General features: G+C 47.9%; 15 protein-coding genes and 1 riboswitch. All 15 genes read right to left on the bottom strand.

What is annotated here, in order from left to right:
- Positions 1-2: 2 nt before the first annotated feature.
- Positions 3-863 carry an energy-coupling factor transporter ATPase gene (locus DW739_RS06260; RefSeq protein WP_022359383.1) on the bottom strand — a complete coding sequence of 287 codons (861 nt, stop codon included), beginning with the start codon at positions 861-863 and terminating at the stop codon, positions 3-5.
- 149 nt (positions 864-1,012) lie between these two features.
- Positions 1,013-2,008, bottom strand: coding sequence for a peptidylprolyl isomerase (locus tag DW739_RS06255; RefSeq protein ID WP_118481856.1), 996 nt, complete (start codon positions 2,006-2,008; stop codon positions 1,013-1,015).
- A 393-nt stretch (positions 2,009-2,401) separates the two neighbouring features.
- Positions 2,402-3,058: a Maf family protein gene (locus DW739_RS06250; RefSeq protein ID WP_118481857.1), complete on the bottom strand. Its 657-nt coding sequence runs from the start codon at positions 3,056-3,058 to the stop codon at positions 2,402-2,404.
- Positions 3,059-3,157: 99 nt separating this feature from the next.
- A complete protein-coding gene (locus tag DW739_RS06245; RefSeq protein WP_117796491.1) occupies positions 3,158-3,619 on the bottom strand; it encodes a divergent PAP2 family protein in 462 nt (153 codons plus the stop codon).
- Positions 3,620-3,696: 77 nt separating this feature from the next.
- Positions 3,697-5,142: a glycogen synthase GlgA gene (glgA, locus tag DW739_RS06240; RefSeq protein ID WP_022358456.1), complete on the bottom strand. Its 1,446-nt coding sequence runs from the start codon at positions 5,140-5,142 to the stop codon at positions 3,697-3,699.
- Between the two features lie 387 nt (positions 5,143-5,529).
- On the bottom strand, positions 5,530-6,198 hold the full coding sequence (locus DW739_RS06235; RefSeq protein WP_117796493.1) for a hydrolase: 669 nt from the start codon (positions 6,196-6,198) through the stop codon (positions 5,530-5,532).
- Between the two features lie 207 nt (positions 6,199-6,405).
- Entirely contained in the window at positions 6,406-7,212 is an 807-nt protein-coding gene (gene spo0A, locus DW739_RS06230; protein ID WP_107000786.1) for a sporulation transcription factor Spo0A, read from the bottom strand.
- Positions 7,213-7,640: 428 nt separating this feature from the next.
- Positions 7,641-7,716: riboswitch (cyclic di-GMP riboswitch) on the bottom strand.
- A gap of 214 nt (positions 7,717-7,930) precedes the next feature.
- Positions 7,931-9,238, bottom strand: coding sequence for a SpoIVB peptidase (gene spoIVB, locus DW739_RS06220; RefSeq protein WP_347560984.1), 1,308 nt, complete (start codon positions 9,236-9,238; stop codon positions 7,931-7,933).
- Between the two features lie 390 nt (positions 9,239-9,628).
- The gene (locus tag DW739_RS06215) at positions 9,629-10,165 is read right to left on the bottom strand and encodes a L17 family ribosomal protein (RefSeq protein ID WP_022360547.1); all 537 of its coding nucleotides are present in this window, start codon (positions 10,163-10,165) and stop codon (positions 9,629-9,631) included.
- A 178-nt stretch (positions 10,166-10,343) separates the two neighbouring features.
- Positions 10,344-11,306: a DNA-directed RNA polymerase subunit alpha gene (locus tag DW739_RS06210; protein WP_107000788.1), complete on the bottom strand. Its 963-nt coding sequence runs from the start codon at positions 11,304-11,306 to the stop codon at positions 10,344-10,346.
- A 126-nt stretch (positions 11,307-11,432) separates the two neighbouring features.
- The gene (gene rpsD / locus DW739_RS06205) at positions 11,433-12,026 is read right to left on the bottom strand and encodes a 30S ribosomal protein S4 (RefSeq protein ID WP_107000789.1); all 594 of its coding nucleotides are present in this window, start codon (positions 12,024-12,026) and stop codon (positions 11,433-11,435) included.
- Positions 12,027-12,044: 18 nt separating this feature from the next.
- Entirely contained in the window at positions 12,045-12,446 is a 402-nt protein-coding gene (gene rpsK, locus DW739_RS06200) for a 30S ribosomal protein S11 (RefSeq protein WP_022360550.1), read from the bottom strand.
- 75 nt (positions 12,447-12,521) lie between these two features.
- Positions 12,522-12,890, bottom strand: a complete 369-nt coding sequence (rpsM, locus tag DW739_RS06195) for a 30S ribosomal protein S13 (protein WP_022360551.1) — start codon at positions 12,888-12,890, stop codon at positions 12,522-12,524.
- Between the two features lie 131 nt (positions 12,891-13,021).
- Positions 13,022-13,135 carry a 50S ribosomal protein L36 gene (gene rpmJ, locus DW739_RS06190; RefSeq protein WP_003497809.1) on the bottom strand — a complete coding sequence of 38 codons (114 nt, stop codon included), beginning with the start codon at positions 13,133-13,135 and terminating at the stop codon, positions 13,022-13,024.
- Between the two features lie 249 nt (positions 13,136-13,384).
- Positions 13,385-13,603 carry a translation initiation factor IF-1 gene (infA, locus tag DW739_RS06185; RefSeq protein WP_022360552.1) on the bottom strand — a complete coding sequence of 73 codons (219 nt, stop codon included), beginning with the start codon at positions 13,601-13,603 and terminating at the stop codon, positions 13,385-13,387.
- Position 13,604 lies beyond the last annotated feature (1 nt).

Here is a 13,604-nt window from a genome sequence, read left to right as displayed (position 1 = left end):
CTCTATTCCTCTTTCAAAAGCGGTACCAGTGCGTCCAGAAGCTCCGATTTACGAAGGATTCCATCTGGAAGCGGAATTCCCTTTTTCTGCAGCTCCCACGCAAGCTCCGTCACCTGCGGCACATCCATCCGGTATTGTTTTAGTTCCTCCACGCGGGAGAAAATCTCCTTCGGCGTGCCGTCCATCACGATATGACCGTCATCCATGACGATCACGCGGTCTGCATCGACCACCTCTTCCATATAATGGGTGATCAGCACCATCGTGATTCCTTCCGCCCGGTTTAACTCATGGACGGTGCGGATAACCTCCTTGCGTCCGTTCGGATCGAGCATCGCCGTCGGCTCATCGAGCACGATACATTCTGGTTTCATCGCCATGACGCCCGCGATCGCCACACGCTGCTTCTGTCCGCCGGACAGATGGTTCGGGGACTGCTTGCGGTACATCGTCATCCCGACTGCCTTTAAGCTCTCATCCACTCGCTTCCAGATCTCCTCGGTCGGAACTCCGATATTTTCCGGACCGAATCCGACGTCCTCTTCCACTATATTTCCTATGATCTGGTTATCCGGGTTCTGAAAGACCATGCCCGCATTTTTGCGGATATCCCACAGATGCGCCTCGTCCCTTGTATCCATCTCCGATACAAAAAGCGTACCGTCGGTCGGGCTCAAAATGCCATTGATCTGCTTGGCAAATGTGGACTTGCCGGAACCATTGTGTCCCAGGATTGCCACAAAGCTGCCTTTCTCAATCTCCAGATTCACATGATCCAGGGCGCGCTTTACTTCCTCTACCTGCCCCTCTTCATCGCGTCTTATATAATCAAATACAAGATTGACCGCTTTTATGATATTCATGTATTTTTCCTCCACAGTATGTCCGCCTGACCGGACATTACCGTTCATTGTAGAAGAATTTTCCCCGGTAGTCAAGCGGTTGTTCCGAATTGTTATCCTTTTTTAAAAATAAGTTTACTTTTTATCCACCCGCCCCAGGTACAGACTACCTATTTGATCGCATATTCCGCGTAAATCTCAAAGAAATCCGCGTCATTTTTCTCGAACTCCGAGGTCAGATCCAGACTGTCCCAGAGCCCGCTGCTGTAAGAAACGGAGATCGTATTGCTGAACCGGTCGTAGATCTCCTGAAAGGCGCGTTTTTTCCGCTCCTCGTAGATGCGCTCCTTGCGCGCCGCCGTCTCGTCCTCGTCGTAATCGTCCGTACATTTGAGCACATAGTACGCGTCGTCCGCATGGATCACCTGGCTGACTGTGCCCTCGGCAAGGGAAAATGCCTCTTTCTCATAGGCATCCGACTCATCGCCGCGCCCCAGCACCCGGTCACTCACCGTCAGCCCCGCTTCATCGGCACAGGACTGGAAATCGGCATCTTCCTGCGATGCCGCCCGCTGGAAGGCGTCTGCCTCGCTCTCATCCGATGTCTTTATCTGACTAACATGGATCACCTTTGCCTCACTGTCGCTGACCTCCAGCGCCACATTGTCCGTGAGCTGTCCCGCCAGCTTCTCCGCCAGACCATAATCCTCATAGATATGCTGGACATCCGCCTCTGTCACGCCCATCGAGTCAATCGCCGACTGCGGCAGACGCCCAAAATACTCGGCTGCTGCCCGGTCCATCGCCGCCCGCTCCTCTGAAGTCAGGGAAATCCCCCGGTCGGCTGCCAGCAGGTTCATGATTTTCAGCTCATCCATAAACGAACGGATCTGTTTTTTTAGATACGTTTCAAAATCATCGCCCTTTTCTCCAACTGAAACGCCCCAGATCTGATCCGTACAGACCTCCTCATAGCGTTTTTTCTCCGTCATGGCGATCACCATCACTTCCGCGCGGGAATAACCTTTTTCATTCTTCTTTCCCACCACGATCGTGCTGCCGTCCGAGCCGCATCCAGTCAAAAGCCCCAGGCTGAGCGCCAGCCCCGCAAGCAGGGCACACGCCGCCCGGTGGATATGGTTTGTCTTCCTTTTCTGTTTCTGCATGGATACTCCCTTTCTCCTGCATATTTTAGCAATTCCTGTCACATATTCTCTCTGAGCGGCTGATTTATCTCAGTCGAGAAGACTCCCACCTCTTCAGGTGGTGAGTAATAGCAAATTTGTCTCAGTGGGAGTTGGGTCTCCGACTGAGATAAACGCTCCTCGAGGATGCGCAGTGATTCTGTAAAGAATATGTCAGCTTACGCTGACCAGAATCACGCGCCAAGTCTCACGGACGTTCGACTTGAATACTGTTCACACATATGACCAGCAGCGCTGCGTTCTGTCAATCCTTCCACTCTGGTTCACGGTCTGCCACCACGTTTTCTTACGGCACTTTCGGTTCCAAAAGTACCTACCCGTGAACAGTAACTTTCTTTCCATCAGCCATCCACCTCAGGCCGTATGCTTGAGCAGATCTTCTATCTTCTCCGGGCAGATCCGCTTCAATTCCTGATAAAGCCTTCCGACCGGCAGCCCCATCACATTCGTGTAAGAACCGTCGATTCCGCGGATATGCGCGGCAAAGCTTCCCTGAATGCCGTATGCGCCCGCCTTGTCCATCGACTCGCCGCAGTCTACATACGCCTCGATCTCCGCATCGCTCATCGGATATACATCCACCCGCGTCTCAACCGCAAAGCAGCTCTCCCGATCCTCAGTCAGGATCGCCACGCCCGTGTATACACGGTGGCTGCGCCCCTGGATCCGTCCGATCATCTCAAGCGCCTCATCCCGATCCGCCGGTTTTCCTAAAATCTCGTCATCCACACTGACAACGGTATCGGAACCAATGATAATCCCGGAAAATGGGATTTCCGTCGTCCGCGCCTCCTCACGCACCTGCGCCATCACATCGCGCGCCTTCTGTCCCGCCAGTTCCATCACAACCTGCGCCGGTTCCGTACAGAGCGGATTTTCCTCCAAAGTGCTCGGATGAATCTCCGGTTTCAGCCCAATCCGCTCCAAAAGCTCTCTGCGGCGCGGAGACGCACTCGCCAGAATTAACCGGCAGGCTGGTTTGATATTTTCTATGTCTCTTCTCTGTTCCATTGTTCTGTTCTCATTTCCTCAGTTTCATTTAACGCTTAGATACACGTTATCCCTATATTTATACCATCTATCAGCCAAAATGAAAAGATCCGATGTTCGTTATATGAACATCGGATCGAGAATAAATGCAATCAAAATGCCTAAAATCGCGCCTGCTGCTACCTGTATCGGCGTATGCCCCACGTATTCCTTCAATTTTTCCTGTAATACCACGCCGTCCAGCTTGAGGAAATCATCGAAAAGCAGGCGGTTCAGAACTCTTGCCTGCTTTCCTGTCTCCTGCCGGACACCGATCGCGTCATACATAACAACCATCGCCAGAATAAAGCTGATGGAAAATTCAAAGCTTCCCACTCCGTACCGCAGCGCCGCCGCCGTTGCCAGCGAACATACAGTGGATGAGTGGGAACTCGGCATACCGCCGGAGCCAATCAGACGCTCCGGGTTGAACGAATGGTTCAGCCCGATGTCCAGAATCGTCTTGAGCACCTGGGCGACCACCCACCCGGTCACGCCGGTCATCAGCGTCTGGTTTGATGTCAATTCCTGAAAAAAAGTCATGTTTCTCTCCTGTACTATCTTAATTCCTCTGTTTTCTTCCACACATATGCCACTGTCCTAAATCACTCGGTCCGTCATTAATATCCTATCAGCCAGTCATACAATTCCTGATATTTTCCAGCCGATGTCTGCCAGGAAAAATCAGCCGCCATGCCGCGGTCTACGATCTTGTTCCACTCGCGCTTCTTATTATAATAGATGTATTTTGCATAGCGGATGCAGTCGAGCATTTCATGTGCATTGTAGTTAGCAAAGGAAAATCCTGTTCCGGTTCCATCGTATTCATTGTATGGCCATACAGTATCCTTGAGGCCACCCGTCTCACGCACGATCGGCACGGTTCCGTAGCGAAGCGCCATGAGCTGGCTCAGCCCACATGGTTCAAACAGCGACGGCATCAGGAATGCGTCACAGGCTGCATATACCTTATGCGACATATCTTCCGAATAATAAATATTAGCGGAAACACGATCATTGTACTTCCAGTCATAGTGGCGGAACATATTTTCATACCGTTCATCTCCGGTTCCCAGCACAACCAGCTGTACATCTTCCGTACAGATCTCATCCATCACACACTGTACCAGGTCAAGTCCCTTCTGGTCGGTCAGACGGGAGACGATACCGATCATGAACTTTTTCTCGTCCTGCGCCAGTCCCAGCTCCGCCTGCAGCGCCTTTTTATTCTTGGATTTCTCCTTGCGGAATGTCTTTGCGTTATAATTTTGTACGATCCGTTTATCTGTCTCCGGATTAAATTCATCGTAATCAATACCATTTAAGATACCGCGCAGACTGTTGCTTCTCGCACGCATCAGACCGTCCAGTCCCTCGCCGTAGAACGGAGTCTTAATCTCCTCCGCGTAGGTGTTGCTGACCGTCGTGATCGCATCCGCGTATACGATGCCGCCTTTTAACATATTGCCGTCTTTGTAAGCTTCCAGCTTATCCGGTGTAAAATAGTAGTCCGGCAGCTCAGAGAAATGCTGGATTGTCTTCACATCCCACACCCCCTGGAATTTCAGGTTGTGGATCGTCATGACGGACTTGATATCCCGGAAGAACTCGCCGCCGTGGAATTTGTCCTTGAGATGCACCGGGATAAGTCCCGTCTGCCAGTCGTGGCAGTGGATGACATCCGGCTTGAAGCCGATCACCGGCAGGGATGAGAGAGCCGCCTTGCAGAAGAAGGAAAACTTCTCCAGATCGTAATACCAGTCCCCATACGGGCGGTCACCCCAGAAATAACTCTCATTATCAATAAAATAGAAGGTCACGCCCTCATATTCATATTCCAGGATGCCCACATACCGGTTCTGTCCCAGATAATCCATATAAAAATGGTTCACATACTTCATTTCATTGCGGAATGACTCTTTGATACACAGATACTTCGGGATCATGACACGCACATCAAAATACTGCTTATCAAAACATTTTGGAAGGGATCCGACAACGTCTGCCAGACCTCCTGTTTTGATAAATGGAACCGCCTCCGATGCAATAAACAGAATATTCTTCATAGCTACTACCTCCCAACCGTGCCCGCTCGCGATCTGGCACCCTATTAAAATTATTATACAATAGAATCAGGGAATTAGAAAGTAGGCGACAGAGAAAAAAATCGGGAAATATATGACAAATAGTTCCGATTTGCAGACTGTATTTTCTGAATTGGATGTTTTGCATAGTACCGGATGAATTATAAATTTTACCGCATGAAAAAGAATGTGCCTTGGCACATTCTCGCGCCGAGCGCGGTCGCTTGCGACATGTTTCTGCTTCGCGCGAGTGCGCATCCTCGCGGAGCGTTTTTTTGTTTCATAGGACGCAATTTCCTATGAAACAAAAATAAAAGACGGAGCCGAAAAGAAAATTATGTTTTCTCTTCGGCCCCGGCTTTTGTATAATCAGGGATTGATCTCCCTGTATTTCTTCATCGTCCGCGCAAACAGCTCGCCGTTGGACGGCGGCGTGTACGTGATCGCATTGGCTCCTGCCTCGATCGTCTCCAAAATCGATTCATTAGTCGGTCCTCCGGTCGCGATAATGGCAACGTCCGGATACTCCTTCCGGATCTCGGCTACCATCGATGCGGTGGCGGCAGCGCCTGATACATTTAAAATATCGGCTCCCGCCTCCAGTTTGCGGCGGACATCCGTGTGAACCGAAGCAATCGTCGCAATGACCGGAATGTCAACCACCCGCTTGATCTCCGTGATGACCTCATCCGCGATCGGCGCATTGACCACTACACCGTAGGCTCCCTGATGTTCTGCCTGAAGCGCCAGACGGACGGAACGCTTTCCTCCGGTCAGACCGCCGCCGACCCCGACAAACACCGGCACATCCGAGATGCTGATGATCGACTGTGAGATAGCTGCCTGCGGAGTAAACGGATAAACTGCGATGATCGCATCCGCGTTGATATTTTTGATGATTGCCACATCCGTTGAGAAGGCGATCGATTTGATACGCTTTCCAAAGATGCGGATTCCTGAACATTCACTGATACAATACGGACACATAATCGTGTGATCCCGCAGGGTTCCATTGTACGCCGGTACTTTTTTTTTCATAGGCAATTCTCCGTTCTTTTAGCTGCTTTCCTGACCTCTCTGTCCAGCTGTTTTATACAGGGGCAGTTTTTCAGTCCTGCATCTTTTATTTCCCCTTTATCTTATCATACACACATTTACCCATGCAATCAGTCACTTTCATAAATGTGTTACAATAGTGTTAAAAAGGCTTACAGCACTTTCGGCTCCAAAAAGCACCGCACGATTTTATACATCCCGCTTATAATCCAGGCAAATCTTATCAACAATCAATGCGATAAATTCCGAATTGGTCGGCTTTCCTTTCCCTGTGCTGACGGTATATCCAAATAGATCGTTGATCGTGTCCATCTTGCCGCGGCTCCATGCGACCTCAATCGCGTGGCGGATTGCCCGCTCGACACGGCTTGAAGTGGTCTGGCGCTTCTTGGCGATGGTCGGGTACAGGATTTTCGTCACAGAACCGAGCATTTCTTTATCACTGACTGACAAAATAATCGCATCCCGCAGGTACTGATATCCCTTAATATGAGCCGGAATCCCAATCTCATGCAGAATCTGCGTCACATCGCTCTCCAGATTCTGTCTTTCATATTCCGCCGACACCATATACGGCTCCACCTTCCGGCTGCCCGCCAGGGTCGAAGCGCGGTTCCTGTAATTCTTCAGGCGATGTACCTTGTCTAAAACCGCCTCCTTCGAAAATGGCTTTACTATGTAATAACAGGCGCCCATCCGAAAAGCATCCGCTGTCAGATTCTCGCTGCTCGCAGCTGTAATCATAACAAAGGAAGTGTCAGCTGAACAGTCTTGATTTGTCTTGATGCGCTCCATAACCGAAATTCCATCCATTCCCGGCATCACTACGTCCAGAAATACAATATCCGGCTTTGTCTTTACGATCATATTATAGGCATCGGTTCCGTTTTCCGCTTTTCCGACCACCTGAATCTCCTTATCACTTTCCAGTATATTTCCAAGCATATCCAATGCCTGACGATTATCCTCTGCGATCGCAATCTTCATTTCTGCCATAATATTCTCCTCCTCGGCACCTGTGATGATTAAAATAATTATAAATTCTTTTTTTAACAAGTTTCAACTCGTTTTGATCGCGCAGTTCGACACTCAACGCTCATTTTGTCTATCAATTCTTTTGATGCAAAATAAATTACACAAGATGCAAACTATATATAAGCATGTATTGTAGCTAACCGTATCTGTTAAGATTCCGCTATAAACCTTCTACCGCCCAGCCGCCATACGCCTATCTAACGATCCCTTATCACCACGTTTTACCGATTCCGGTCGAAAGACACACAAAATACACGCAATTAAAAAGCCTCCACGACCGGTTTCTGAACATGAAAATTCCATCTTTGCAGATCAAGTTTCGATAAATTCCTATAAAAAAACAGAGTTACGCCATAGCCATACAACTATAACATACTCTGTTATCGTGTTAATGCAACTGGCTGCCATTTTACAGGCCCTATAGCTTTGCGTCGCAGCTTTTCAACTGTTTTGCCAAATATGTAATTTGCTCTATTATATACGCTTTTTTTATATCCTGTCAATAAAGAGAGCAAAAACTTTGTACTTTGCATGTTACTGTTCACACACGTGTGCCCAGCAACAGGATTTTGCCGATGCTGCGTATTCAAAATCGGCAAAATCTGCTGCCAGAACTGTATCATATGGAATTTTCAGTCCAGAAAATTCCCACTTGTAAACAGTTACTTTGCATCCAGATTCAATGTCCCAGCATATTCTCCACCAGAATCCCATACCCTCGCGTCGAATCCTGAATAAAAACGTGCGTGACTGCTCCGATGAGTTTTCCGTTCTGGATGATGGGGCTGCCGCTCATGCCCTGGACGATCCCGCCGGTCAGGGACAGAAGTTCCGGATCGGTTACGCGGATGACCATGTCCTTATTGTGGCGGTTGGAAGAGTGGTCTATTTTCTGAATCTCAATCTCGTAGTCTTTCAATTCCCCGGACACGCTGCTGCGGATGCAGGCACGGCCTTTTTTGACGTCCTGACGGTAACCGATCGGAATTGCAGGGTTCTTTACCCGGCTTAAAAAGCGCGGATTTGCCGTCCCGAAAATGCCCTGATCCGTATTGGCCTCCACACTTCCCAGCCGCGACTGATTTCCATAGTAAATAACACCCGATATCACGCCCGGCTTTCCGAAACTTCCCTTCTCCACGCCCAGAATCTCCGTATCGTATAGTTCGCCGCCGGAGGTCTGCACCAGAAGTCCCGTGTCGCCGTCGCTGATACCGTGTCCCAGCGCTCCAAACGCGCCGTTAGCACATACATAGGTCATCGTACCGATGCCCTGCGTATCGTCGCGGATCCACAGCCCCAGCTTATAGTCTCCCTCCTGCGTCTGTACCGGCGTCATCTGTACATCCATCGTCTCTCCCTCGCGGCGCACTGAAAGTGTCAGAGCCATATTTCCCGCTTCCTTGACTGCCCGTATCATATCTTTCTTGTCCGTCGCCGGCGTCCCGTTGATTGCCTCGATATAGTCTCCAGAACGCAGGATTCCGTCCGCCGGATCCATCACTTCCCCCGTCTGTGCCGTTACCCTTCCGGTTCCGATCACCATCAGTCCATCGGATTTCATGTAAATACCCACCGGCAGCCCACAGGGAACCGCATACTGGACGTCCGACACATCTACCTCGATATCCTTTAATTTCCATATTCCAAAGAGTTTGAGACTTAAACGGTACGTTCCCTCCTGTTCAGAATAGATGGAAAAGGGCTGGTTGAGCTGCAGATGGATCTGGTCGGACGGAATTTTAGAGCTGCCGTTTAGAAGCACCTCCTCGCTCTCACTTTCCAGCAATGCCCGAAACGGCAGCCCAAAGCGAACTTGCTCCTGCCGGTCCACCACCACATTGATGCGGTCGGGAACCGCGTTCTTCACATATTGATAAGACACGCCGGCAAGCGCAATGACCCCCGCACCAAAGATCACTATCAGAACACGGCGAAGTTTTTCCTTCCGACTTGTTGTTTTCCACATACTAGGGTTTTTTCGCACGTTTTTTCCTCCTTCTACTCCTATGTACTTCCCCCGTTCCGTAGATTCCACCCTGCGGCGAATTTCAACGAAATGCAGATGTACACTCTGTTTGAATCCAAGAAATTGTTCCATAAAATCGTTTAATCCTAGTATGCGGAAAACCATAAAATTCAGTCTGCTATTTTTGCGCCATTCTTTCTATTTTTTTCATTCAAGTGTTATTAAAACCCTGACTTTTTCTCAAGGTAAATGGAAAACCTGAAAAATTCCATTCTAACGTCAAAAAACCCGGTTCAGAAGACAGATTTCTCTGTCTCCCAAACCGGGGATATAAAATCATCTTACGATTCAAAACTTGCGTAAAAGAACGAAGATTTGATACAACTTAAACAAACGAATCTATCTAAATTATACCAGCTCTAACAGAACTTCCATAGCGCCGTCGCCCTTACGCTGACCGATCTTAACGATACGGCTGTAACCACCATTGCGGTTAGCGTACTTCGGTGCAAGCTCATCAAACAGCTTAGCCGGCATATCTACCTTCTTAGTGTTTTTCTTCTTGCCTGCTCTTGCAGTCGGAACGTCTGTTACATCGTAGAGAACCTTCAGCATCTGTCTTCTAGCGTGAAGTCTGGAAGCTTTATCTTTCTTGATCTCTTTCTCTACTTCGTCGTAAACGGTAACTTTCTTGCCGTCAACAACTTCTTTTACTCTCTTGCCGTTCTCGTCTTTGCGAGCTACCTTAGCGGTAACTTTAACGGTCTCGAAGTTATCTTTCTCTTTTACTGCCAGAGCGATCAGACCCTCAGCGATCTTCTTCACTTCTTTTGCTCTTGCCTCAGTGGTAACGATCTTGCCGTTGAATAACAGTGCGGTTACCAGGCTGCGCAGCATTGCTTTTCTCTGACTGGAAGTTCTTCCAAGTTTTCTATATCCTGCCATGATTCTTTCTCCTCCATTTGCGGAAGCCGACACTCATGCCCTTTGGACTTACTGAATGTCTGCTATATAAAATATAATTGTTTGATGGTTATGCAGGGACCTGTGCCATTCGGACTTACCCGTCCCCGTATCTGCATGAAAGGGACGCACTGCAAAGCACGTCCACCCACGCGGTATCTTAAGCCTCTTCGCTCGGGTTGAGCTGCAGGCCTAATTCTTTCAGTTTTGCAAGAACCTCTTCCAGGGATTTGCGGCCCAGATTTCTGACTTTCATCATATCTTCCGGTGTGCGGTTGCACAGCTCCTCCACTGTATTGATTCCGGCTCTCTTTAAACAGTTGTAAGAACGAACGGATAACTCCAGCTCGTCGATGTTCATCTCAAGCACTTTCTCTTTCTCGTTGTCTTCCTTCTCTACCATAACCTCTGCGGTCTTGGCATTCTCGGAAAGGTCAATAAAGAGGTTCAGATGCTCGCTCAGAACCTTTGCTGCCAGGCTGACAGCTTCGTCTGGTGCCAGCGTTCCATTTGTGTATACATCTAATGTCAGCTTATCATAATCTGTCACCTGACCCACACGGGTGTTCTCAACGGTCATATTGACACGCTCCACCGGTGTGTAGATAGAATCAACAGCCAGAACTCCGATCGGAAGATCTTCACTCTTGTTCTTATCTGCGCTGATGTAGCCGCGGCCCTTCGTGATCGTCAGCTCCATGTAGAATTTGCTGTCCGCGCCGCCGCTTAATGTAGCGATGACCTGGTCCGGATTCAAAATCTCAATGTCAGAATCAGCGTGAATGTCAGCTGCTGTGATGACGCCTTCGCCCTCGAACTCGATATAAGCCGTCTTCGGCTCATTCGTCTCGCTGCTGTTTTTGATCGCCAGACTCTTGATGTTCATGATAATTTCAGTTACATCCTCTTTTACACCAGGGATAGAACTGAACTCATGCAAAACGCCGTCGATTTTCACTTGACTTACTGCTGCACCAGGCAAAGAGGAAAGCATAATTCTTCTTAAAGAATTGCCTAATGTGGTACCATAGCCTCTTTCCAGCGGTTCAACCACAAATTTGCCATATCTTTTGTCTTCGGAAATCTCAGCAATTTCAATTTTTGGTTTTTCAAAATCGAACACGATAGCCCCTCCTTTTGGGAACATTTTTGAGGGTCTGCCATACTCTTGTAGTCTCGGAATCTCCCAAGCAGCTGCCAAAGCAGATACATGGGAGATTCTGGACTAACATAATAGTAATACTTCTTATTATTTGGAGTACAGCTCGACGATAAGCACTTCGTTTACAGGAACGTCAATTTCGTCTCTGCTCGGTAACTCTTTAACAGTACCTTTCAGGTTCTCAGCGTCAACTTCCAGCCATGCCGGTACCATTCTTCCGCCGGTTACCTCAGCGATATCTTTATATCTCTGTGAAGATTTGTACTTCTCTTTGATCTCGATTACATCGCCAGCCTTAACTAAGTAGGACGGGATGTTTACGCTCTTGCCGTTTACGAGAACGTGCTTGTGATCTACGATCTGACGTGTCTCTTTTCTTGTACGGCCAAAGCCCATTCTGAATAATACATTATCCAGTCTGCACTCCAGAAGGATCATCAGGTTAGCACCGACCTGACCATTCATTCTGGATGCTTTTGCATAGTAATTTCTAAACGGTTTCTCTAACACACCGTAGATGAATTTTGCTTTCTGCTTTTCTCTCAGCTGGAGTGCATACTCGCTCATCTTTCTGTTGGCTCTCGTTAATTTTCTCGTTGATTTCTTGTCGATTCCTAAATAAACCGGATCAAGGTCAAGAGATCTACATCTTTTAAGTACAGGAACTCTATCTACTGCCACTTTACTTGCACCTCCTAATTAGACTCTTCTACGTTTCGGCGGACGGCATCCGTTATGCGGAACCGGAGTTACGTCCTTAATGCTTGTTACTTCCAGACCACATGCCTGAAGAGCACGGATTGCTGCTTCACGACCTGATCCCGGACCTTTTACCATAACGTCTACAGACTTTAAGCCATGGATAAGAGCTGCCTTCGTTGCAGTTTCTGCAGCCATCTGAGCTGCATATGGAGTAGATTTCCTTGAACCTCTAAATCCCAGACCGCCTGCACTTGCCCATGATAAGGCATTACCCTGTGCATCTGTTAAAGTAACGATTGTGTTATTAAAAGATGACTGGATGTGCGCCTGTCCGCGTTCAACGTTTTTCTTTACACGCTTTTTTGTCACTTTCTTGCCAGTGGACACTTTTTTAGCCATTTTAAACTAACCTACTTTCTCAAATATTGAATCCTGTTGCTAAACCTAACCTGATTCAGTTTCCTTGTTACTTAATTATTTCTTCTTGTTTGCTACTGTCTTTCTCGGACCCTTACGAGTTCTAGCGTTGGTCTTTGTCTTCTGACCACGAACCGGAAGGCTCTTTCTATGACGGATGCCTCTGTAGCATCCAATCTCCTGCAGTCTCTTGATGTTCATAGCGATCTCTCTTCTCAGATCACCCTCAACCACCTGACTGTCAGCGATGATTGCCGCAAGCTTCTTAACTTCGTCGTCAGTTAAGTCCTTAACACGAGTGTCAGGATTAACTTCAGCTTCGGCCAGGATACGGGCTGCACTTGCTCTACCGATACCGTAGATGTAAGTCAAGCCGATCTCTACGCGTTTCTCTCTTGGTAAATCGACACCTGAAATACGAGCCATGTGTGTAGTACACCTCCATTAGTTTTTCTTACTTCTTCGTTGATAATGTATAAATTTGCTTAAACTACTGAACAACTCATCCGAGTGGTTCATAATAGAAAGCCGCGCGAAAAAATAGGTGCTAAATCAAATTAGCCCTGTCTTTGTTTGTGCTTCGGATTCTCACAGATTACTCTGATACTGCCTTTTCTCTTGATGATCTTGCACTTTTCGCAAATTGGTTTAACCGATGATCTAACCTTCACAGCAATTCTCCTTTCCGTAATAGTCCGTCCAATCTCGGACATACAATTTTTTATAACCTATTGTAGTCCTGTGTCGGACTTACAGGTACAACAGACTCGTTCCATCCCCCTGCCGTGAGAGGACAAAAGGGCGGATCTTACCTGATGCTTCAACAAAGTTCGCTAAAGCATTATAACATTTAAAATCCTATAATGCAAGCGAAATTTACACTTCTCTCAATATTTTTATTGAGAAAAATGGATTGGTCTTTATTTATCTCTCCAAATGATTCTTCCCTTAGAGAGATCGTATGGCGACATTTCCATTGTAACCTTATCGCCCGGCAGAATACGGATGTAGTTCATACGGAGTTTTCCGCTGATCGTAGCAAGTACGATGTGTCCGTTTTCCAGTTCTACCTTAAACATAGCGTTCGGCAGCTTCTCTGCTACTACGCCCTCAATCTCAATTACATCTGCTTTCGACATT

Origin of the sequence: Clostridium sp. AM28-20LB (genome assembly GCF_003480665.1) — a bacterium.
Classification (GTDB): Bacteria; Bacillota; Clostridia; order Lachnospirales; family Lachnospiraceae; genus Otoolea; species Otoolea fessa.
Note: the sequence above shows the minus strand (reverse complement) of the source record. Positions and strands in the feature narration are given on the sequence as shown.